The following is a 21,711-nucleotide window of genomic DNA, read 5'->3' as shown; positions in this document are numbered from 1 at the left end:
AGCCATTGGCGCATGCCAAACGCATTCTGACCATCGCGCCGGGAACACCGTTCCTGAAAACGCTCGCAGAAACACTGTGCGACGGAACACTTACCCCGTCCTATAGATACGATCCGGCCGATCCGCTGTCGCTGGCAAAGGTGACGATCTATGTGCCGACCCGCCGTTCGGCACGCGTGTTACGGTCGGAATTCGTGGACCTTCTGGGCGGGCGCTCAGCTATTCTGCCGCTGATCCGGCCGCTCGGCGAAACCGACGATGACAGCGGTTTCTTCGATATCGAAAATCCGCTGCTCATGGATATGGCACCGCCGATTTCCGGCACCGGCCGCCTGATCGAGCTGGCGCGTCTTATCCTCGCATGGCGCAACAGCCTGCCGGACGCCATCCGCGCCGTACACTCCGATTCTCCGCTTGTCGCACCGGCAAGTCCCGCCGACGCCGTATGGCTGGCGCGTGCACTCGGCGAAGTGATCGACGCCATGGATACGGAAGAGAAGGAATGGGAAGCGCTTGAGCACCTTGATACCGGGGATCATGCGCAGTGGTGGCAGCTCACCGCAGATTTCCTGAAAATCGCAAGCATCTTCTGGCCTGCACGTCTTGCTGAGCTGAACCGCTCTTCTGCCGGTCGACACCGTAACGCCATCCTCCGCGCCGAAGCCGAACGCCTTGCCAGATTGCCCGACAGTGGCCCGATCATCGTTGCGGGCTCTACCGGCTCCATTCCGGCAGCGGCCGATTTCATCGTATCCGTTGCCTCCATCCCACAGGGCGTCGTTGTACTTCCGGGCCTTGATGTCGCCATGCCGGAAGACCAATGGCAGGCAATCGGCGAGGATCTGAACGATCCCGCAAGCCGCACGCACTCCCAATACGGACTTTTCGTGCTCCTGCAGAAACTTGGTGTCCTTCGCCGAGACGTGGAGCAGATCGGCTGTCTGGACGATGATCTTCAGGGGCGTGCGTCCATATTCTCGATGGCGCTTGCGCCGGTAAAGTCCACGAGCGAATGGAACAGATGGCGCGACGGCAGACAGGACGGGTTTTTCGATAACGCCTTCGCTTCCGCCACACTGATCGAAGCGGCCAATGAGCGCGAGGAAGCGACCTCCGTTGCAATCGCTCTCAAACTGGCGCTCGAAAAACCGGGAAAGGATCGCCCCTCGCAGGCAGCGCTGATCACGCCGGACCGTGGACTGGCGCGCCGTGTTGCAACGGAACTGAAACGTTTCGGAATTGTTGCCGACGATTCGGCCGGTACACCGCTTTCCGCGACACCGCAGGCAGGGCTTGTACAGCTTGTTCTCGAAGCCGTGCTGCGCCCCGGAGATCCCGTTTCCGTCGTCTCGCTTCTCAAACATCCGCTGGCGCGGTTCGGCCTTTCCGGAGATGCATTCGAAGCAGCTGCGACTGCGCTGGAGCTGATCGCTCTTCGCGGTGGACGACTGGAAACCGACATCGGTGATCTCGAAGCCATTCTCGATGCGCAGCTTCACGCCCAGAAAGATGATCGTCATCCCCCTGCCTGGCGCGTTGCCCTGCCGGATGGAAGCGTCGAAGCCGCCCGTGATCTGGCAGGGCGAATTCGTACCGTCATAGAGCCGCTTTCCTCCGCATTTGTTTATCGTGGCCGTTCAGGACGGATGCTGACGGACAAGCTGCCGCTGTCCGCATGGGCAGAGCGCACGGGGCGCGTGATCGAGGCAGTCTGCGCCGATGAAAGCGGTGATCTTGCCGCCTTGTGGTCCGGCGAAGCTGGGGACAAGCTGTCTTCGCTTTTCTCCGAGTTGATGGAGAGCGGCGACGTTCTGGACGCCGACGGACCGCAATGGATCGATATTTTTGCAGCCTTTGTTGCGGGTGATTCCATCAAGCCCCGCGCAATGAGCCATCCCCGGGTCTTCATTTTCGGTGCGCTGGAAGCACGCCTGCAAAACGTGGATACCATCATTATCGGCGGATTGAACGAAGGTTTGTGGCCGGGACAAACCGCCAACAACCCGTTCCTGTCGCGGACCATGAAAACCGCAATTGGCCTGGAGCCGCCGGAGCGGCGCATCGGCCAATTGGCCCACGATTTCGAAATGGCCAACGGAACACGGCATATCGTCTATAGCCGCGCCCTCCGGCAGGGCTCCACGCCGGCTGTTGCCTCTCGCTGGCTGCAGCGCCTGCTGGCGCTTGGCGGAGAAGGCTTCGCTGACAGTCTGCGAGAGCGCGGCGAGACGTTCCGCCAGTGGGCAACACTGCTCGATGACGGTATAGAACAGGACGGCGCAAAACGCCCGGCGCCCAAGCCTCCGGCAGAGTTGCAACCGAAAAGCTATTCCTTCAGCGAGGTCGGAAAACTGCGCCGCGATCCCTACGCGATCTATGCACGGCGCATCCTGCGTCTCGATCCGCTGGGAGAGTTCAACCGCGACCCGAGCGCGGCAGATCGCGGTACGCTTTATCACGCGATCATCGAACGTTATTCGCGTGAAGGCCATGTTCCAGGAACGCCCGCTTCGCTGGAAGCCATGGACCGCATACTCAACGAATGCTTCGATGCGGAAAATCTTCCCTCGCATGTCGATGTCATCTGGCGTCCGCGTTTCGAAGCCGTTGCGCATGCTTTCATCAAGTGGGAGAAGGAAAGACACCCTTCCATCCGCCGCAGCTTTTTCGAAGCCCGCGCTGGCCATGAAATCCCGGAGGCAGGCATCCGTCTGACCGGCATTGCCGACAGGATCGACATCAAGACAAGCGGTCTTGCAGACATCATCGACTACAAGACAGGGCTAGCGCCCTCCGTCAATCAGGCCCGCGCCCTTCTCGATCCGCAGCTTTCGCTGGAAGCCGCTGCACTGATGCGCGGGGCTTTCAGGGATACCGGGTCGCCGACACCGGAAAACCTTATCTACGTTCGATTGCGTCCGGGTGACCGTTTCTTTGCCGATCAGGTCAACAACGAAGGCTCCACCCGAAGCAAAAAGCCGCCAAAGTCGGCTGTAGAGCTGGCGACGGAATCGATCGATCAGCTTGCCAAATTTGTCGGCTCCCTGAGAGATGGCAAGAACGGCTTTGCTTCCCGCCTCGTACCGGAAGAACAGCAGTCCTATGGCGGCGAATACGATCATCTCGCCCGCGTTTCGGAATGGTCGACAGCAGAACCGGGAGACGGCGATGGCGATTGATTCATTTGGTTCCGACCTGGAAACTCGCCCTTTAGCCGATAATCCCGAAAGCTGGATCGACTGGACGACGACGCGCCAGAGGCTTGCGTCGGATCCTGCCAGCTCTGCATGGGTTTCCGCCAATGCGGGTTCCGGCAAGACGCATGTGTTGACCCAGCGCGTCATTCGTCTGTTGCTGGCGGGCTGCCGTCCCTCGGCGATCCTCTGCCTGACTTATACCAAGGCTGCCGCCTCCGAAATGTCGAGCCGCGTGTTCGACAGGCTGGCGGAATGGGCCACGTTGCCGGATTCCGATCTGAAGGACCGGATCGCGTCCATCGAGGGCAAGGTTCCAGACCTCATCAAGCTCGCTCAGGCAAGACGCCTGTTCGCCAAGGCGCTGGAAACACCGGGTGGCCTCAAAATCCAGACCATTCACGCGTTCTGTGAAGCCCTGCTCCACCAGTTTCCGCTGGAGGCCAATGTTGCCGGGCATTTTTCGGTTCTGGACGACCGAGCCGCAGCCACACTACTTGCCGAAGCACGCCGCTCCCTGCTGACGGCCGTTTCGACGGAGGGCGATGCCGAACTGGCCAAGTCGCTCGCCTACGTACTCGATCTTGCTGATGAAAGCGGACTGGAATCGCTGCTTGGCGCCATCATTGCCAACCGCAGTGCACTTCGAGGTTTTCTGCATGAGGCGCAGCAGTCGGGCGGTGTCGAAGCTTCCCTGCGTCAGGCCATGCAGATCAGCGACGGAGAAACACCAGAAACGGCAGCGGCGGCCTACTGGCCGCTTCCCGGGCTTTCGGGGCTGACGCTCGACACCTATCTGACGCTTGGTGACGAGATTGGCGGGTCTCGCGTGTTTGACGTGGCCTACGCCTTGCGGGAAGCCAGACGGGAAACGGGTGTTTTTGAGCGCATGGCGTTCATCGAAGCAGCACTTCTGACGGCCAAAGGCGAAAAGAAGTCGGATGCCTTCGTCATCAACAAAGCCATGCAGAAGGCGGCCCCCGGCCTTCTGGAAGCGCTTATCCTGGCCCGCGAGCATGTGGCCACCTGCCGCGAGCGTTATCGGCTGGTGCGCATGCTGGAAGCGACGCAGGCGGCACTCACTCTCGCAGAACGGTTGATCGGTGATTTCGAGGATCTGAAAAAGCAGCGCAGCCAGCTCGATTTCGAAGATCTGATCGAACGTGCCGCCAACCTTCTGAACCGGGATACGGCGGGCGCATGGGTTCACTACAAGCTGGATCAGGGCATCGACCACATCCTCGTGGACGAGGCGCAGGACACCAGCCCGGTACAGTGGTCGATCATCCAGTCGCTGGCAGCAGACTTCTTTACCGGGGAAAGCGCCCGCAGCGGCCAGCGCACGCTGTTTGCCGTGGGGGACGAAAAGCAGTCGATCTATTCGTTTCAGGGAGCAAGGCCGGAGCGGTTTTCGCAGGAACGCGACGAGACGAAGAGACGCGTAGATGCCGTGGAGCAGCAGTTCCACCGTATCCGGCTGCCGCTCTCCTTCCGCTCCACCGAAGACGTGCTGGCCGCCGTCGATCAGGTCTTTTCCAACCCTGAGAATGCCAGCGGCCTCAGTGCAGACAAGGAACCTGTCGAACACCGGTCCAACCGCGCAGGGCAACCCGGCACCGTCGAAGTGTGGGACATGGTGGTACCGGAAACCGCCGAAGACGAGGACGACTGGACTGCTCCTTTCGACGCGTTGCGGGAAAGCGCTCCGCCCGCCATCGTTGCCCGCCGTATCGCGGCCCGCATTGCGGAGATGATTGGCAAGGAAACGATCGTTGAAAAAGGCGCGGAACGAACGATAGAACCGGGCGACATTCTTGTCCTGGTGCGCAAACGTCATGCCTTCGTCAATGCGCTGACCCGCGAACTCAAACAGCGCAAGAATATTCCTGTCGCCGGTGCCGACCGTCTTCGCCTGACCGATCACATTGCGGTTCAGGACCTGCTGGCGCTTGGCCGGTTCGTGGTGTTGCCACAGGACGATCTGTCTCTCGCAGCGCTCCTGAAAAGTCCGCTGTTCAACCTTAATGAAGACGATGTCTTCAAGGTCTGCGCTAATCGCACCGATGCCGTCAGCGTCTGGCAGCGCCTGATCGAGCTTTCCCGCGACGATAGCTGCCTCGCCTCTGTCCGCGAAAAGCTCTCTGGCTTCATCGCACTGTCAAAGGTCGCGACAGTGCATGATTTTTTCGCCGCCGTTCTGACTCTTCATGACGGCCGAAAACAATTTCTGGGGCGGCTGGGCAATGAGGCCAGCGACGTTCTCGACGAGTTTCTGTCGTTCGCGCTCGACCATGAAAAGGCTGGCATGCCCGGCCTTCAGGCTTTCCTTTCGGTTCTCGAGACCGATTCCCCGGAGGTCAAACGCGAACAGGACAAGGATCGCGGCGAGGTGCGCATCATGACGGTGCATGCCTCCAAGGGGCTTGAGGCGCCTGTCGTCTTCGTCGTCGATGGTGGTTCGAAAGCCTTCAACCACAGCCATCTGCCGAGCCTGCGTTTTATCGAAAATACCGATGATGCCTTTCCGGTGTGGTTGCCCGGCAGCAGTTTCTCCAACAGCCTCGTGGAAGCAGACAAGGACAGGCTGAAGGATGCCGCCGAGGAGGAATATCGTCGTCTGCTTTATGTGGCGATGACCCGCGCCGCCGACCATCTGATCGTCTGTGGTTATCGCGGCCCCACGGAAAATCCCGACTGCTGGCATGCCATCGTCAGGCGCGCCCTTTTCGATCACCCTGAACGCTCGAAGCCGCAAACCTTCTTCGCGGGCGGCGAAGAATGGGACGGCGTACTCTGGCGTTCCTCGGATGCCCGTTTCACTGACCGGCCACATGAAACCGCAAAAACTGCAGATCACGGCGAAACGCATCTGCCTGTCGGTCTTATGACGCCATTACCGCCGCTTCCATCGCTTCCAAGACCGCTCAGCCCATCGGGTGCGGGAACGATCATCGATGATGGAGCGGATGATCTTATCGTCTCGTCTCCCCTTTTCGGGCAAAAAACAGCGGCATCGACTCTTGCCCTTCAACGCGGCAGGCTGGTGCACCGCATGTTGCAAACCTTGCCGGATTTTCCAGACGGCGAACGCGAAGCGGCAGCCCGGCGTTATGCGGAGCGCGCCACGCGGTTTTGGCCAACGGCTGAGCGTGAAAAGTTGATCATCAATGTATTGCGTGTGATTTCGGAACCAGCCATTCAGTGCGCCTTTTCACCCAACAGCCGGGCGGAAGTCTCGATCATGGGCACATTGACGCTTGGCAGGCAGGATTATGCGGTGTCCGGCCGGATCGACAGGCTGGCGGTTGATGGGGATCGCGTCATCCTGGTCGATTACAAGACCAACCGTGTTCCACCGCGAAATGCGGACGAGATTCCATTCTCCCATGTCGCACAGCTTGCCATCTACCGTGAGATTCTCACACCCCTCTATCCGGACAAGACGTTCGTCAGTGCACTGGTCTACACGGAAAATGCATCTTTGATGACGGTCGGAAACGATGCGATGGCGCAGGCACTTGCCGCAATAAAAACAAAGTGAGATACCGGGGCATTGAAATTCGCCCCTGCCCGCATCACATCGATAGCGGAAAAAGATTCACTGAAAGGAGAGCCAGATATGGCTACCGTAAAAGTCGATGCCGCCAACTTCCAGTCCGAAGTTCTCGAGTCCGCGGAACCCGTTGTCGTAGACTTCTGGGCCGAGTGGTGCGGTCCTTGCAAAATGATCGCCCCGAGCCTTGAGGAAATCTCCTCGGAGCTGGCCGGCAAGGTCAAGGTTGCAAAGCTTAACATCGACGAAAACCCTGAGCTGGCCGCCCAGTTCGGCGTTCGCTCGATCCCGACCCTTGCCATGTTCAAGGGTGGCGAAGTGGCAGACATCAAGGTTGGTGCAGCTCCCAAGACTGCGCTTTCCGCCTGGATTTCCGGCGCTGCCTGAGACGGCTGATTGCTGAAATTAAAAAGCCCCGGTTCCACCGGGGCTTTTTTTATTGAGGTATCGTTCCGTTCAGCGCCAGCGCGTTGCCGGCAAGATAGAGGGAGCCGCCAATCAGGATGCGCGGCGGCGGTGCGTCAGGATCGAGATGACGGGCCAACTCTTCCAGCGCTTCCGGAATGGATGACGTCGGCGCAGCCACCAGCCCGGCATCGAAGGCCGCATGCGCAAGAACCACGGGGTCAATCGCCGCTTCCGTACCGCTGATCGGAACGGTAAAGACATATTCGGCGATATCCGCGAAAGCCTTGAAGTAACCAACGGGATCCTTGGTGTTGATCATGCCGGCGATGATGAACAGCGGGCGCGGCCTCTGTTCCTCGAAACCGGCCATGGCTTCGGCAATCACTTCACCCGCGCCCGGATTATGTCCGCCGTCGACCCAGATTTCCGCGCCATCCGGCGCCATCTCGGCAATCCTGCCATTCTGGATGCGCTGCAGCCGGCCCGGCCATTCCACCGATGTCATGGCTTTTTCTACCATTCGCTCGGTCACCTCGAAGCCAGCCGCCTTGACCGCGCGGATGGCAGCGGCGGCATTGGCAAGCTGGTGACGGCCTGGAAGTCTTGGCAGCGGGGCGTCCATCAGGCCGAACTCATCCTGATAGACCGTGCGGCCGAATTCTTCGTGCGCGGCAAAGTCCTGTCCATAGACGGTCACAGGACAGCTCAAACGCTCGGCCGTTGCTACCAGAACATCACGGGCAGCATCATACTCCTGATGGCCGATGACCACCGGAAAGCCACTCTTCATGATACCGGCTTTCTCTGCCGCGATCAGTTCCACCCTGTCACCGAGATAAGCCTGGTGATCGAGCGATATGGGCATGATAACCGAAACAGCCGGGTTATTGATGACGTTGGTCGCATCAAAACGCCCGCCAAGCCCGACTTCGACAATCGCCACATCGGCTGGCTGCTCGGAAAACAGGAGGAACATGACGGCCGTCAAAATCTCGAAAACCGTGATTTTCTGACCGTCATTGGCATCCGCCACCCGGCGTAGCGCGTCGGCAAAAAGAGCATCTTCGACGTAACGACCTTTCTCGCCAGCAACACCGATGCGATAACGCTCATGCCAGTTGACCAGATGCGGCGAGGTATGCACATGCACACCAAGACCGGCCGCTTCCAGAAGTGCACGGCAGAAAGCCGTGACGGAGCCTTTTCCATTGGTACCCGCCACGTGGATTACGGGCGGCAAGCGCTTCTGCGGATTACCGAGCTTTTCAAGAAGGCGGGAAATTCTGTCGAGCGAGAGATCGAAGCCTTTTGGATGCAGCTGCATCAGCTCTTCGATGATCTGCTCGGCCTCGCTTATTGCGGGCTTCGTCATCTGTTCTAACCGCCTTTCAGGCGCTGGTCCGATCATCTGTCGGGCACATGCAGAGCTAATCCGTCACGCGCCTTTTATAAGGTCGCCCCGAAGCCGATGACCGACTTCGGGCGACATGTTGTGTTTTCAGGCCGAAGCGGCGAGAGCGACGGTGCCGTGCGGCACTTCTTCAACCGGAGTTTTCGTCATGATCTTCAGCAGGCTTGCCAGCGTATCGGGAATAGCATGGCGATCGACCACCATGTCGACCATGCCGTGCTCCAGCAGGTACTCAGACGTCTGGAAACCTTCCGGGAGTTTTTCGCGGATGGTCTGCTCGATCACGCGCTTGCCGGCAAAGCAGATTTCAGCGCCCGGTTCAGCGATGTGAACATCGCCGAGCATCGCATAGGACGCCGTAACACCGCCCGTTGTGGGGTTCGTCAGAACCACGATGTAGGGCATGCCTGCTTCTTTCAGCATGTTGACCGCAACGGTGGTGCGCGGCAGCTGCATTAGAGACAGGATACCTTCCTGCATGCGGGCGCCACCGGAGGCCGGGAACATGACCAGCGGGCAACGCTCCGAAATGGCGCGTTCGAATGCCTTGACGATGGCCTCGCCGGCGGCGATGCCAAGCGAACCGCCCATGAACTGGAATTCGTGCACGACCGCAACGATCTTCAGCCCCTTGAGGTTGCCGACACCCGCCAGGATCGTGTCTTCCTGATCGGTCTTGACGCGGCTGTCACGCAGGCGATCGGTGTATTTCTTCGAGTCGCGGAACTTCAGCGGATCCTGAGCGACCTTAGGCTGCGGCAGTGCTTCGAAAACGCCGTCATCGAATAGGTTCGCAAGACGCGCCTTTGCAGGCATCTTCATATGATAGCCGGAGGCCGGAATGACCCACTGGTTCTCTTCGAGATCCTTGTGGAAGACCATTTCGCCTGTTTCCGGGCACTTGATCCAGAGATTTTCCGGAACATCGTTGCGGCGGCCAAGCATGGAATTGATCCGCGGCCGGACATAGTTGGTAATCCAGTTCACTTGAATACTCCTGTGACTGACTGCGCTTTACCGAACAAAATTATTCGGCAGCAGCAAGGCGCGATGCACGCACGCCCGTTGAAAGTCCCTTTACCAGCGTCGTGACGGACGGAACGGTATCGGCTGTCGCCTTGCCGTCGGCCGTCAGGCTGCCAGCGATCTGGTTGACGATGGCCGAACCGACGACCACGCCATCCGCAACTGCACCGATCGCTTTCGCATGATCGGCCGTCTTGACGCCAAAGCCGACGCAAACCGGCAATTCGGTGTGCGTCTTGATACGGCCAACCGCACCCGAAATCAACGAAGGATCGGGCAATGCAGACCCGGTAATACCGTTCATCGACACGTAATAAACGAAACCAGAGGTGTTTTTAAGAACGGTCGGCAAACGCTTGTCATCTGTCGTCGGCGTTGCAAGACGAATGAAATTGATGCCGTGCTTGAGGGCAGGCACGCAGAGTTCATCGTCCATCTCCGGCGGCAGGTCGACCACGATGAGGCCATCGATGCCAGCATTCAGCGCATCGACCAGGAACTTTTCTACGCCATAGATGTAGATCGGGTTGTAATACCCCATCAGGACGATCGGGGTCCTGTCGTCGCACTTGCGGAACTCACGGGCGAGATCGATCGTGGTCTTCAGCGTCTGGCCGCCCTTCAAAGCGCGCTGGCCAGCCATCTGAATCGCCGGGCCATCGGCCATTGGATCGGAAAACGGCATGCCGAGCTCGATCACGTCAGCGCCTGCTTCCGGCAGAGCCTTCATGATTCCAAGCGATGTTTCGAAATCCGGATCACCGCCCATGAAATAGGTAATCAGAGCAGGACGGTTCTCAGCGCGCAGATCGGCGAAACGTTTGTCCATACGTGCGGTCATGATCTTATACATCCATTCCAAGGAACTTGCTGACGGTGTGGACATCCTTGTCGCCACGGCCGGAGAGGTTCATCAGGATGATTTCATCCTTGCCCATCTTCGGAGCGCGCTTGATGACTTCGGCAAGCGCATGGCTCGGCTCGAGCGCCGGGATAATGCCTTCAAGGCGCGTCAGCATCTGAAAGGCGTCGAGCGCCTCGTGGTCCATGATCGGCACATATTCGACGCGGCCGATATCGTTCAGCCAGGAATGCTCGGGCCCGATTCCGGGATAATCCAGACCGGCGGAGATCGAGTGACCTTCCTTGATCTGACCGTCTTCGTCCTGAAGCAGGTACGTACGGTTGCCGTGCAGAACGCCCGGCGAACCGGCAGTGATAGAGGCGCAATGTTCGTCGCCGGACAGTCCCTTGCCACCTGCCTCGACGCCGACAATCTTGACGTTTTCGTCATCAAGGAACGGATGGAAGATACCGATGGCGTTAGATCCGCCGCCGACCGCCGCGATGACGACATCCGGCAGGCGGCCTTCAGCTTCCAGCATCTGCGCCTTGGCTTCCTGACCGATGACGGCCTGGAAATCGCGCACCATTTCCGGATAGGGATGAGGACCGGCCGCCGTGCCGATCAGGTAATAGGTGTCGTCGACGTTGGTTACCCAGTCGCGCAGCGCTTCATTCATTGCGTCCTTCAAGGTGCCATGGCCAGCCGTCACCGGCTTTACCTCCGCACCGAGGAGCTTCATGCGGAAAACGTTCGGCGCCTGGCGTGCAACATCCGTCGCACCCATGTAGACGACACAAGGCAGACCGAAACGCGCTGCGACCGTTGCGGACGCAACGCCATGCTGGCCAGCGCCAGTCTCAGCGATGATACGCGTCTTGCCCATGCGCTTGGCGAGAAGGATTTGGCCAAGGCAGTTGTTGATCTTGTGCGAACCCGTATGGTTCAGCTCTTCACGCTTGAAATAGATCTTCGCGCCACCGAGTTCCGCCGTCAGGCGTTCCGCGAAATATAGCGGGCTGGGGCGGCCGGTATAATGAGCGCCGAGGTACTTCAGTTCCGCCTGAAACTCCGGATCGGTCTTCGCCTTGTCCCATTCCGCCTGCAGATCCAGGATAAGCGGCATCAGCGTCTCGGCAACGAAGCGGCCTCCGTAGATTCCGAAGCGGCCGTCCTCATCGGGTCCTGAACGGAAGGAATTGGGTTTTGGCGTGTCGTTCACTTCAAGCTCCCTCTGGGCCAGTCAATCGATTGTTCACCGCATCAAAAAACGCGTCGATCATGGCCGGATCTTTTACTCCCGGCGCGCTTTCCACACCGGACGATATGTCTATCCCCCTCGCCCCGGTCTCTGCCAGAGCCTCGGCGACGTTATCCTTGTTCAGCCCACCGGAAAGCATGTAATCAATGCCGCCGTCAAGAGAGCGAAGGAGCGTCCAATCGAAGGATACGCCGTTACCGCCGGGCAAATCCGAACCTGCCGGTGGTTTTGCGTCGAGCAGGAAACGATCAACGATACCAACATAAGGATCGATTTTGGCAAGATCAGCGTCGTCGCGAATAGAAATCGCCTTCATAACCGGCAGACCGTAAATCGCCTTGACGTTCAGGACACGCTCGGGCGTTTCGCTTCCATGCAGCTGCAGGATATCCGGTTTGAGGAGATCAACAATCTCATCCAGCTCGTCATTGTCGGCATTGACGGTTACTGCCACGACCTTGACGCTGCCACGAACGGCATCCGCCAGCTTTCCGGCGATATCGGGTTCGATGTTGCGCGGGCTTTTTTCAAAGAAGATAAAGCCGATGTGCGACGCACCGCGTCTGACAGCACGCTCCACCGCTTCCGGCGTCTTCAATCCGCAAATCTTGATATCCGGTTTCATACCTGCGACCTGACACGAAATGTTGAAAGAGTCGAGTATAAAGCGCGTCGCCACCCCTCATATCCGCTTCCGCGTTCGGGTTGCGTTGCCGCTCTATTCTTCGATGTTTCACGTGAATCCAGAAATAATCACTCGTCGAACAGAGTTCAATCGAAGTCGACAGCGTGAAGCCGGGAGCCATGACGCTTCAGCCAGGCTTTCGCTTCTTCCGTGTGCGGGCAAAGCTTTTCGCAAAGCGCCCAGAATTTTGGCCCGTGGTTCATTTCGGCGAGATGGGCAACTTCGTGCGCCGCGAGATAATCGATGACCTTTTCCGGCGCCATGACGATCCGCCAGGAAAAGCTCAGATTTCCTTCGTGCGAACAGGAGCCCCATCGGCTGCGCGTGTCCTTCATGGTAATCGAACGTACCGGCCGCCCCACTCTTTTCGCGTGAAACGCCACCAGTCTTTCCAGATCGGCCTTGGCCTCTTTTTTCAGAAAGGTGGCTATACGCCGGCCAAGATGCTCTGGAAGACCGCTGACCGATAGGATCGCGGCACCGTCCTCGCCCTCGGAGATCCGTGTTACACCGCGGACACTGCCGCTATGCTCGATACGGTGGGGCAGACCGCGGATCTCGATCGTTGCGCCGGGGCTTAGGCTGTCGTCCGATCCCAGCTTGCCGAGCTTGCCCTCAAGCCAGCCGTGATGCCGCTCGAGAAAATCGTCAACCTGTCTGTGATGCAGACCCAGAGGTACGGTCAGCTTCAAGGCTCTGCCGCCCGGTTCAATGCGTAGCGTGATACGCGTTGCGCGCGGATTTTCCTTTACAGCGATCGGCACGCTTCTGCCCGCGACCTCGACGGTGCGCTGGCTCTGTACGGCCTTTTTCGGCGCCGTTGACTTCACGGATTTTCTCAGAAGCGAAAACATGCCGCATTCATAGCCGATTCGAGTCCGAATTGACCATGAAAATGCGTGGCATTACCTATGCCTTTTGGTTTTGCCGCATGAACTCCAGCATGCGCGGGACGATTTCCTTGCGGAAACGTGAACCGTTGAAAACTCCGTAATGGCCAACATCGGGCTGCATATAGTGCGCACGTTTATCCTGCGGGATATTGAGGCAGAGATCATGGGCTGCCTTCGTCTGGCCAACGCCGGAAATATCGTCATTTTCACCTTCCACGGTGAAAAGCGCAACGTTGCGAATGGCGGAAGGATCGACTGCGCGGCCGTGATGCAACATTTTGCCTCTTGGTAGCGCATGTTCGATGAAGACGGTTTCAACGGTCTGTAGATAAAACTCCGCCGTCAGATCCATGACAGCCAGATATTCGTCGTAGAAATCGCGATGCTTTTCCGCCGAGTCCCCGTCGTTCTTGACGAGGTTCAGGTAGAAATCCTTATGCGCCGTCATGTGCCTGTCGAGGTTCATCGACATGAAGCCGGACAGTTGCAGGAAACCCGGATAGACCGACCGGCCGAAGGCTGGCTGGGGCCACGGGACGTCCATGATGACATTGTCCCGAAACCATTCGATCGGCTTTGCCTTGGCAAGTCCATTGACGGCTGTGGGATTGATGCGCGTATCAATCGGCCCACCCATCAGTGTCATGGACGCCGGAGCGAAACGGTCACTCTCTGCCTCCATCAGCGAGACGGCGGCAAGAACCGGGACAGAAGGCTGACAGACGGCCACGACATGCGCCCCCTCCCCGAGGTGATGCAGCATCTCGATGACGTAGGTGATGTAATCGTCCAGATCGAAGGTGCCGTCCGTTACCGGCACCATACGGGCGTCAATCCAGTCGGTGATGTAGATATCGGCTGACGGCAACAGAGCCTCCACCGTTCCACGAAGCAGTGTCGCATAGTGGCCGGACATCGGCGCCACAAGCAGCACTTTCGGATCGGGTTGATGGCGAGCATCCAGCGACCGATTGAAATGGACGAGATTGCAGAACGGACGCGACCAGACAATTTCTTCGGTGACCGCAACGGGCTTGTCGTCAACGACTGTTTCTGCAAGACCGAATTCCGGTTTGCAATAACGTCGTGTCAGGCGTTCGAAAACCTCGAAACCTGCGTCCAGGCTTCGGCCTAGGGCGGTGCTTGAAAGCGGATTTAAGGGATTGTTGCAAGCCTGACGCATCATATCAGCGCCTGCCCTGAGCGGCGCCATCGCCGCATGGTTCATTTCATAGAGATGATAGAACACTGATTACGCCTCCCTCGCAAATCACGCTCTTTTTTCTCACCATAGCAGTTTTTCGCAGCTGCACAAATTTTGAAGGCGCAGGCAGTTTCCCACCAGCGCCCAAAATCAAAGTGAAAAAAGCCGATCAGATATCAGCGACGAACGTCTGCTTCTGGGAACCCAGACCTTCGATGCCGAGTTCCACGACATCACCTGCCTTTAGGTAACGCGGCGGCTTCAGCCCCATGCCAACACCGGGCGGCGTGCCGGTGGAGATAACGTCGCCGGGCTGCAGCGACATGAACTGGCTGAGATAGGAAACGACGTGAGCCACACCGTAAACCATCGTTTTGCTGGATCCGTCCTGCATGGTCTGGCCGTTGACCTTGAGCCACATGCCGAGGTTCTGCGGGTCAGCGATTTCGTCCTTTGTCACCAGCCACGGGCCAATCGGGCCAAAGGTGTCGCAGGACTTGCCCTTAGTCCACTGACCAGCACGTTCAGTCTGGAACGCACGTTCGGAAACGTCATGCGAAACGCAGTAACCGGCAACATAGTCCAGGGCGTCAGCTTCAGAGACGTACTTCGCCGTCTTGCCGATAACCACGCCAAGTTCCACTTCCCAGTCGGTCTTTTCGGAGCCGCGAGGAATGATGACATTGTCGTTCGGGCCAACGATCGCCGACGTCGCCTTCATGAAGATGACGGGTTCCGGCGGTACAGTCGCGCCGGTTTCAGCTGCGTGATCCGAGAAGTTGAGGCCGATGCAGATGAACTTGCCGGTTCCGGCAACGCAGGCACCGATGCGATCTTCGTTGAGGACCGGAAGCGAAGCGAGATCGATTGCAGCGATCTTCTTCAGGCCCTCGGGCGAAATGGCTTCACCGCCAATGTCCTTCACGTGGGCGGACAGATCGCGGATTTTACCCTCGGCGTCGAGGATTGCGGGTTTTTCCTGGCCGGGCTTACCGACGCGCATCAGTTTCATGGAACTCACTCCCAGTTGTCAGACAAGGTGATGCATATATGAACGATGCATTTATACTTGTCACCCCTTGACCACCTCAACTTTTGAAAAATACCTTTTCCATTCCGTCAATCGAAAGGAACCGACCGTGACGAACAGCAATACCAGGCAATCCGAATTTCCCGTCGATCCGCTATTTCTGGATCGCTGGTCGCCACGCGCTTTCGATGGAAAACCCATGCCGCAGGAAGATCTTCTGACAATCCTCGATGCTGCACACTGGGCGCCGTCTGCCTCCAACAATCAGCCCTGGCGCTTTGTCTATGCGCAGCGCGACAGCAAGGACTGGCCGCTTTTCCTAGAGCTTCTGATGGAGGGAAATCAGCGCTGGGCGAAAAATGCCTCCGCGCTGCTCTTCGTCATTTCGCGGAGCTACAACGTTTCACGCGAGGGAGAGAAGAAGCCGTCGGCAACACATTCCTTCGATGCCGGAGCATCCTGGTTCTCGCTAGCAATGCAGGCTCATCTGCTCGGATATCACGCGCACGGCATGGCGGGGATCTTTAAGGACCAGATTGTTGAGAAACTGGAGGTTCCCGAAGGCTATGTGGTGAATGCGGCCGTCGCCATCGGCACCCTGACCGACAAAAGCACACTGCCCGACGATCTGGCAGAGCGTGAAGTGCCGAGCAAGCGCCTCCCGCTTGCAGAGGTTGCTTTCGAGGGAAAGTTCATCGGCAAGGCTGACTAGATCTGACATGAAAAAGGCCCGATGGAATGATCCACCGGGCCTATTGTTAATTTTCTGTTTCACGTGAATCGTGACGCAGCCTAATCCACAAATCAGATATCGAGGTTTGCGACGCTCAGTGCGTTTTCCTGGATGAAATCACGGCGGGGCTCAACCTCATCACCCATCAGGCGAGCAAACAGGCCATCGGCATCGGTCGCGTCGCTGATCTTCACCTGAAGCAGCGACCGCACATTGGCGTCCAGCGTCGTTTCCCAAAGCTGCTCGGCATTCATTTCGCCAAGACCCTTGTAGCGCTGCATGGACAGACCCTTGCGTCCGGCGGCGAAGATCGCGTCGAGCAATGCGCGCGGACCGGCAAGCTCAAGCGTGCCTTCCTTGCGCTGCAGGGTCGGCGGCGTCGCATAGACATCGCGGGTACGAACAGCGAGCTGGTCGATATGACGGGCGTCCGCGGATCCCAGAAGCCCCATATCGAGCGTCGAGACTTCCTTGACGCCACGGACCATACGTTCAAAACGCAGGCCACCATCTTCCAGAACGGTTCCTGTCCAGCCACGCTCGGTTTCTTCCGCGATCATGTCCAGACGGCGCGCAACTTCTGCCACGGTTTCCGAGGCACGCGATGCATTCGCGGAAAGCTCGGGATTGAGCGCACCGGCAATCGCCGCCTGTTCCACGACAGAGCGATTGTAACGGGAATGAAGACCATCGATCATCGAACGCATGCGCACTGCGTCCAGAATAACCTCGCGCAGATCTTCACCGGTACGGACTTCACCGGAGCCCAGCGTCAGCGAGGCTTCTTCGATACCCATTGAAATAAGGTACTCTTCGAGAGCCTTTTCATCCTTGAGGTACTGGATCGACTTGCCGCGTGTGACCTTATACAGCGGCGGCTGAGCGATATAGAGATGTCCACGCTCGATCAATGCAGGCATCTGACGAAAGAAGAACGTCAGGAGCAGCGTGCGGATGTGGGCGCCGTCGACGTCAGCATCCGTCATGATGATGATCTTGTGGTAACGCAGCTTGTCGGCGTTGAACTCGTCCTTACCGATCGACGTGCCGAGCGCGGTAATCAGCGTGCCGATTTCCTGGCTGGACAGCATCTTGTCGAAACGGGCGCGCTCGACGTTCAGGATCTTGCCGCGCAGGGGCAGAATGGCCTGCGTTTCACGCGAACGGCCCTGCTTGGCGGAACCGCCTGCGGAGTCACCCTCGACGAGGAAAAGTTCCGACTTTGCCGGATCGCGTTCGGAGCAATCGGCAAGCTTGCCGGGCAGCGACGCAATATCGAGAGCACCCTTGCGGCGGGTGAGTTCACGTGCCTTTCGCGCCGCCTCACGGGCGACCGCGGCTTCCACGACCTTACCGACGAGAATTTTTGCTTCCGTCGGATGTTCCTCGAACCAGGTGCTCAGTGCCTCGTTGACCAGGTTCTCAACAACCGGCCGAACTTCGGACGAAACGAGCTTGTCCTTGGTCTGCGACGAGAACTTCGGATCGGGAACCTTCACAGAAAGAACGGCCGTCAGACCTTCACGGCAGTCTTCACCCTGAAGACTGACCTTTTCCTTCTTGGTGATACCCGAGCTATCCGCATAGGACGTGACCTGACGCGTCAGCGCGCCACGGAAACCGGCCATATGGGTGCCGCCATCGCGCTGCGGAATGTTGTTGGTAAAGCAGAGCACGTTCTCATGGTAGCTATCGTTCCACCACATCGCGACTTCAACGGTAATGCCATCCTTTTCACCGCGGATGGCCACCGGCTTGTCAACGAGAGGCTTCTTGGCGCGATCCAGATAACGCACGAAGGCTTCAAGACCGCCATCGTAAAGAAGTTCCTCCTGCTTGACGTCGGAGTGACGTTTGTCGGTCAGCAGGATGCGAACACCGGAATTTAGGAAGGCCAGTTCCCGCAGACGGTGTTCAAGCGTCTTATAATCGTATTCCGTCATGGTGAAGGTTTCGGGGCTTGCCAGGAAGGTGACTTCCGTGCCGTTACGGCCTTCGTATTCACCAACAACGGCCAGCGGCGCATCGGCAACACCGTTCGTAAAGCCGATTTCGTGCACTTTCCCATTTCGGCGAATTCGAAGCTTCAGCCAGACAGAAAGCGCGTTGACAACCGAAACACCAACGCCGTGCAGACCGCCGGAAACCTTGTAGGAGTTCTGATCGAACTTTCCGCCGGCGTGCAGCTGCGTCATGATGACTTCCGCCGCCGAGACACCCTCGGACGGGTGAATGTCAGTCGGAATACCACGTCCGTTGTCGGTTACCGTGACGGAGCCATCGGCATTCAAAGTCACCGTTACCAGGTCGGCATGACCGGCCAGCGCCTCATCGATGGCGTTGTCCACCACCTCGTAAACCATGTGATGCAGGCCGGAACCGTCATCGGTATCGCCGATATACATGCCGGGCCGCTTGCGCACGGCATCAAGACCCTTGAGGACCTTGATCGAATCGGCTCCATATTCCGTGTTCGTGCCGACTTCGCTTGACGATCTTTCGGTCATAAGTACTCTTTCCAAAGTTTTCCCGGCCAAGTTTTCGTGAGAGGCTTGCAGCCAGCGAATCACTCAAATTCCGACATGGGACTATAGAAATTCCCAGCAAATATCCAAAGGCCGCATGTCCCATCCGCTGCATAAATCAGGGGATATAAGGCTTTCAATCGCAAGAACGGCTTTTTTGCAGCACCGCCGTCAGTTCCTCTATCACACTCGGCGACAGCTTGCGTATATCACGCGCCAGGCCATTGGCCAAAGCGGTATATTGCGGCGGCAATCCGGCTGTATCGATGACGATGCGAGGGTGGGACGACCCGGCCAGAAAAAACAGCTCTTCCGCCTCGTCCCAGATGATATTGAAGTATCCGGCAATGCGCTGGAGAAGATCGAAACTCGGCCGCCCGCGCCTGCCATGCTCGAGTGCCGAAAGGTAAGCGGGCGAAACGCCGATGGCTGCGGCCATCTCCTTTTGCGTTACGCCTTTTCGTTCCCGCAACGTCCGAACGGCTTCGGCAAAAGGCGTCATGATTTCTCAACCCTTCGTCTTGCCAGCCTCACATAGAGCGCACCCTCACCACCGTGATTAATCGAGGCATCCTCATATGAGGAAATCAAATAACGGTATTCCGGCTTGGAGAACCACATGGGCACGGCGCGCTTCAAGGCACCCTCGCTTCCCATGGATCGCCCCTTTCCGGTAATGACCAGAACATGCCGCAGTCCACGCTCATGCGCCTGCAAAAGGAAATCGAGCAGGACGGCATGTGCCTCGCTCTGAACCATTCCATGCAGATCGATGCGCCCTTCCAGCGGCAGCCGGCCGCGGGTCAGCTTGCGCTTGACAGGCTTTTCGAGCGGCTGGTGAACCCTCTGCTTGAGCGACGGCATGCCGGGCTGCACGTCCGGAACTTCCACCAGCATGCGTGGAAAACCAGCCTTGCTCTTCTCCACAACGCCAGGCTCGACCACCTCTTCCTCGATTTCATCGAAATCCAGCAAATCCTCCAGCTTCCCCGAGATCGGCCGCGTGGTCTTCGCCACCCTGCCCCAGAGAATGCGTTCATCCTTGCCGAGTTTTCGACTGCCCTTCATCGCCGATACCTTTCCGCAGCCATGCGCGGAATCAGTATATAAAAATCGGCATCGTTGCGCACCGTGCCAGCCAGCTCTCCCGCCTCGAAACCCGAACCGGTGAAAATATCCCCACGCGCCGGGCCGACTATTGCGGACCCCGTATCCAATGCCAGCATCAACCGCGAGAAAGGTTTTCCATCATCAAGATGCTTCAGTGTCGGCGCATGGATAAAAAATGGAAATCCGAATGTGTGCAGCAGCCGGTCGACTGCAAGCGATCTGCTGGCAACGAGCGGAACCTTGGCAGCTGCAATCGGACCGAGGTCGAAATCCGTAACATCGGCTTCCCGGAAGAAGATGTAGGAGCGGTTATGCCACAGCACATCGTCTACCTGATCCGGATGAGCGCCGAGCCACTTGCGGATCGACTGCATCGAAATTGTCCTGGGATCGAGCTCTCCGCGATCAAGGAGAAGCCGTCCAATCGGTGAAAAGGGGTGTCCGGCCTTGGCCGCGTAGGTCACACGCTTTACCCGACCGTCCGGGAAGACGAGACGCGCGGCACCCTGGACATGGACGAAAAACAGATCGACCTTCGATTTTGCCCAGGCAATCTCAAGGTCCCTGCCTTCCAGATATCCCTGATCGATCGCACGACGGTCGGGGAAATACGAAATATCATCGCCAGTCTGATGTGCGAATGCATAGGATGCATCGAAACCTTCGGGGCGATTTTTGTCGTCGATGTCGATCAGATCCGCGGGTCTGCGGTAAACAGGATATTTCCAGACATCGTCGCAAACATCGGAAACTTCCAGTTCCGGTTCATAGAAAGCCGTGACGAAGCCACGTTTTCCGTTTGCCTGCGAAATGCGGAAGGGGCGACAGTTTTCCTCGAAGAACCGCCGCGCCTTATCCGCGTCTGCCGGAGCGGCATTGTCCGCCAACTCGAGAAGCGGAATGAGATCACCTGCCGAAAGACCAAGTTCACCCGTCCTGTAAGGCTTGGCATTTTGCAGATGCGTGAGCATCCTGCGCATCGCTGGAAAAAGGTTTCGTGGATCGTCATTCTGCCAGAACGGCAGGTCTTCGAACGAAACCTCCTCGACGGAAAATTCAGCCGGTGTCGTTATCATTGTTCGGATTCGGTCGCGATAAGCTTCCAGTTCGGATCACGCGAGCGCGTGTCGCGCGAGAATGTCCAGATATCGTCAACCTCGGCAACCGCTTCCGGATCGCCATCCGTCAGATTGCCGTTCTTGTCGTATGTTGCGGAAATAAGCTGACTGACGATGCGAAGGGTGATCTGCGCTTCAGAATCACGAACGACGGCCTGCGTCAGGTCGGCTTTCTCGATACCCACGAACGTGGATTTGACCACCTCACCGCGAGCCTCACGCTCGGAAATTGCCGCATCGAAGCCCTCGAAAACCTCCTTGGACAGAAGGTTCTTCAGTGTCTTGCGGTCACCATCGGCAAAGGCCATGACGATCATCTCATAAGCCATGCGTGCACCGTTGAGGAATTCCTTCGGACGGAAGGAGGGATCCTTCTCCATCAGCTCCCGCAGTGATGTGTTCAGCGCAGAGCCTTCCGGCGCCATCGCGTCCACTTCGGCAAAGCGGGTTTCCTCGTCAACTTCACCCCGCTTGGGCAAGGTCACGACCTTGTTATCGTCCGAAACAGGGCTCTTTGCCACGTCACGGGGGCTGTAAGGATCGAATGGCGGCTTTTCATTGCCTGTGCGGCGACCGAGAACGCTGCGCAGCTGAAGGAAGATCAGCACCGCCGCCACGAGGAAAAACAATGTGATAAAGTCGCTAAAGCCCATCTTTTACCGTGACCGCCATTTAAATCTGAAATCTTGAACATCATATAGTCTGCATCTTATCAT

17 protein-coding genes are annotated in these 21,711 nt (G+C 58.0%); 4 read left to right on the top strand and 13 right to left on the bottom strand.

The genetic code is table 11. From position 1 onward, the window contains the following. Positions 1–5: 5 nt before the first annotated feature. The 3 genes from addB (at position 6) to trxA (ending at position 7,134) form a co-directional block, all read left to right on the top strand. A complete protein-coding gene (gene addB / locus N7578_RS22470; protein ID WP_311112425.1) occupies positions 6–3,179 on the top strand; it encodes a double-strand break repair protein AddB in 3,174 nt (1,057 codons plus the stop codon). Then, complete coding sequence (gene addA / locus N7578_RS22465; RefSeq protein ID WP_311112424.1) at positions 3,169–6,735, top strand: double-strand break repair helicase AddA; 3,567 nt, start codon at positions 3,169–3,171, stop codon at positions 6,733–6,735. Before addB ends, addA begins: the two co-directional genes overlap by 11 nt. 78 nt (positions 6,736–6,813) lie before the next feature. Then, a complete protein-coding gene (gene trxA / locus N7578_RS22460; RefSeq protein ID WP_003505361.1) occupies positions 6,814–7,134 on the top strand; it encodes a thioredoxin in 321 nt (106 codons plus the stop codon). Positions 7,135–7,183: 49 nt separating this feature from the next. Here the strand turns inward: trxA and N7578_RS22455 are convergent, their stop codons facing one another. From N7578_RS22455 to N7578_RS22420, 8 genes are all read right to left on the bottom strand, one after another. Beyond that, the gene (locus N7578_RS22455) at positions 7,184–8,563 is read right to left on the bottom strand and encodes a bifunctional folylpolyglutamate synthase/dihydrofolate synthase (RefSeq protein WP_422646720.1); all 1,380 of its coding nucleotides are present in this window, start codon (positions 8,561–8,563) and stop codon (positions 7,184–7,186) included. Between the two features lie 90 nt (positions 8,564–8,653). Then, on the bottom strand, positions 8,654–9,553 hold the full coding sequence (gene accD, locus N7578_RS22450; protein ID WP_311112422.1) for an acetyl-CoA carboxylase, carboxyltransferase subunit beta: 900 nt from the start codon (positions 9,551–9,553) through the stop codon (positions 8,654–8,656). Between the two features lie 40 nt (positions 9,554–9,593). Then, entirely contained in the window at positions 9,594–10,433 is an 840-nt protein-coding gene (gene trpA, locus N7578_RS22445; RefSeq protein ID WP_311112421.1) for a tryptophan synthase subunit alpha, read from the bottom strand. Positions 10,434–10,437: 4 nt separating this feature from the next. Beyond that, positions 10,438–11,658, bottom strand: coding sequence for a tryptophan synthase subunit beta (gene trpB / locus N7578_RS22440; RefSeq protein WP_311112420.1), 1,221 nt, complete (start codon positions 11,656–11,658; stop codon positions 10,438–10,440). 1 nt (position 11,659) lies between these two features. Next, complete coding sequence (locus N7578_RS22435; RefSeq protein WP_311112419.1) at positions 11,660–12,322, bottom strand: phosphoribosylanthranilate isomerase; 663 nt, start codon at positions 12,320–12,322, stop codon at positions 11,660–11,662. A 146-nt stretch (positions 12,323–12,468) separates the two neighbouring features. Continuing rightward, the gene (locus tag N7578_RS22430; RefSeq protein WP_311112418.1) at positions 12,469–13,236 is read right to left on the bottom strand and encodes a M48 family metallopeptidase; all 768 of its coding nucleotides are present in this window, start codon (positions 13,234–13,236) and stop codon (positions 12,469–12,471) included. Between the two features lie 55 nt (positions 13,237–13,291). Further along, the gene (locus N7578_RS22425) at positions 13,292–14,524 is read right to left on the bottom strand and encodes a polyhydroxyalkanoate depolymerase (protein WP_311112417.1); all 1,233 of its coding nucleotides are present in this window, start codon (positions 14,522–14,524) and stop codon (positions 13,292–13,294) included. A gap of 124 nt (positions 14,525–14,648) precedes the next feature. Then, on the bottom strand, positions 14,649–15,491 hold the full coding sequence (locus N7578_RS22420) for a fumarylacetoacetate hydrolase family protein (protein ID WP_311112416.1): 843 nt from the start codon (positions 15,489–15,491) through the stop codon (positions 14,649–14,651). 127 nt (positions 15,492–15,618) lie between these two features. On the opposite strand from N7578_RS22420, the gene N7578_RS22415 reads away from it, so the two are divergent. Next, a complete protein-coding gene (locus N7578_RS22415) occupies positions 15,619–16,221 on the top strand; it encodes a nitroreductase family protein (protein ID WP_311112415.1) in 603 nt (200 codons plus the stop codon). Positions 16,222–16,313: 92 nt separating this feature from the next. Here N7578_RS22415 and gyrB read toward each other — a convergent pair whose 3' ends face one another. The 5 genes from gyrB to N7578_RS22390 all read right to left on the bottom strand — a co-directional run bounded on the left by gyrB (position 16,314) and on the right by N7578_RS22390 (position 21,648). Beyond that, positions 16,314–18,749, bottom strand: coding sequence for a DNA topoisomerase (ATP-hydrolyzing) subunit B (gene gyrB / locus N7578_RS22410; RefSeq protein ID WP_311112414.1), 2,436 nt, complete (start codon positions 18,747–18,749; stop codon positions 16,314–16,316). A gap of 154 nt (positions 18,750–18,903) precedes the next feature. Next, positions 18,904–19,269 (bottom strand): helix-turn-helix domain-containing protein, encoded by a 366-nt coding sequence (locus N7578_RS22405; RefSeq protein WP_311112413.1) that lies wholly within the window; start codon positions 19,267–19,269, stop codon positions 18,904–18,906. Further along, the gene (locus tag N7578_RS22400; RefSeq protein WP_311112412.1) at positions 19,266–19,835 is read right to left on the bottom strand and encodes a Smr/MutS family protein; all 570 of its coding nucleotides are present in this window, start codon (positions 19,833–19,835) and stop codon (positions 19,266–19,268) included. The genes N7578_RS22405 and N7578_RS22400 overlap by 4 nt, the downstream gene beginning before the upstream one ends. Continuing rightward, positions 19,832–20,950 (bottom strand): murein transglycosylase A, encoded by a 1,119-nt coding sequence (locus tag N7578_RS22395; RefSeq protein WP_311112588.1) that lies wholly within the window; start codon positions 20,948–20,950, stop codon positions 19,832–19,834. Before N7578_RS22395 ends, N7578_RS22400 begins: the two co-directional genes overlap by 4 nt. Continuing rightward, positions 20,950–21,648, bottom strand: a complete 699-nt coding sequence (locus N7578_RS22390; RefSeq protein WP_311112411.1) for a Tim44/TimA family putative adaptor protein — start codon at positions 21,646–21,648, stop codon at positions 20,950–20,952. The genes N7578_RS22395 and N7578_RS22390 overlap by 1 nt, the downstream gene beginning before the upstream one ends. Positions 21,649–21,711: the final 63 nt, after the last annotated feature.

The organism is Agrobacterium tumefaciens (genome assembly GCF_031801495.1).
Classification (GTDB): domain Bacteria; phylum Pseudomonadota; class Alphaproteobacteria; order Rhizobiales; family Rhizobiaceae; genus Agrobacterium; species Agrobacterium tumefaciens_K.
Note: the sequence above shows the minus strand (reverse complement) of the source record. Positions and strands in the feature narration are given on the sequence as shown.

Excerpts from the sequence above, each read along its gene's own strand:
- trxA (WP_003505361.1), top strand. The coding sequence starts at position 6,814 with ATGGCTACCGTAAAAGTCGATGCCGCCAACTTCCAGTCCGAAGTTCTC.
- N7578_RS22390 (WP_311112411.1), bottom strand. The coding sequence starts at position 21,648 with ATGGGCTTTAGCGACTTTATCACATTGTTTTTCCTCGTGGCGGCGGTG.
- N7578_RS22400 (WP_311112412.1), bottom strand. The coding sequence starts at position 19,835 with ATGAAGGGCAGTCGAAAACTCGGCAAGGATGAACGCATTCTCTGGGGC.
- N7578_RS22435 (WP_311112419.1), bottom strand. The coding sequence starts at position 12,322 with ATGAAACCGGATATCAAGATTTGCGGATTGAAGACGCCGGAAGCGGTG.
- addA (WP_311112424.1), top strand. The coding sequence starts at position 3,169 with ATGGCGATTGATTCATTTGGTTCCGACCTGGAAACTCGCCCTTTAGCC.
- N7578_RS22430 (WP_311112418.1), bottom strand. The coding sequence starts at position 13,236 with ATGTTTTCGCTTCTGAGAAAATCCGTGAAGTCAACGGCGCCGAAAAAG.
- N7578_RS22455 (WP_422646720.1), bottom strand. The coding sequence starts at position 8,563 with ATGATCGGACCAGCGCCTGAAAGGCGGTTAGAACAGATGACGAAGCCC.
- trpA (WP_311112421.1), bottom strand. The coding sequence starts at position 10,433 with ATGACCGCACGTATGGACAAACGTTTCGCCGATCTGCGCGCTGAGAAC.
- N7578_RS22420 (WP_311112416.1), bottom strand. The coding sequence starts at position 15,491 with ATGAAACTGATGCGCGTCGGTAAGCCCGGCCAGGAAAAACCCGCAATC.
- gyrB (WP_311112414.1), bottom strand. The coding sequence starts at position 18,749 with ATGACCGAAAGATCGTCAAGCGAAGTCGGCACGAACACGGAATATGGA.
- N7578_RS22405 (WP_311112413.1), bottom strand. The coding sequence starts at position 19,269 with ATGACGCCTTTTGCCGAAGCCGTTCGGACGTTGCGGGAACGAAAAGGC.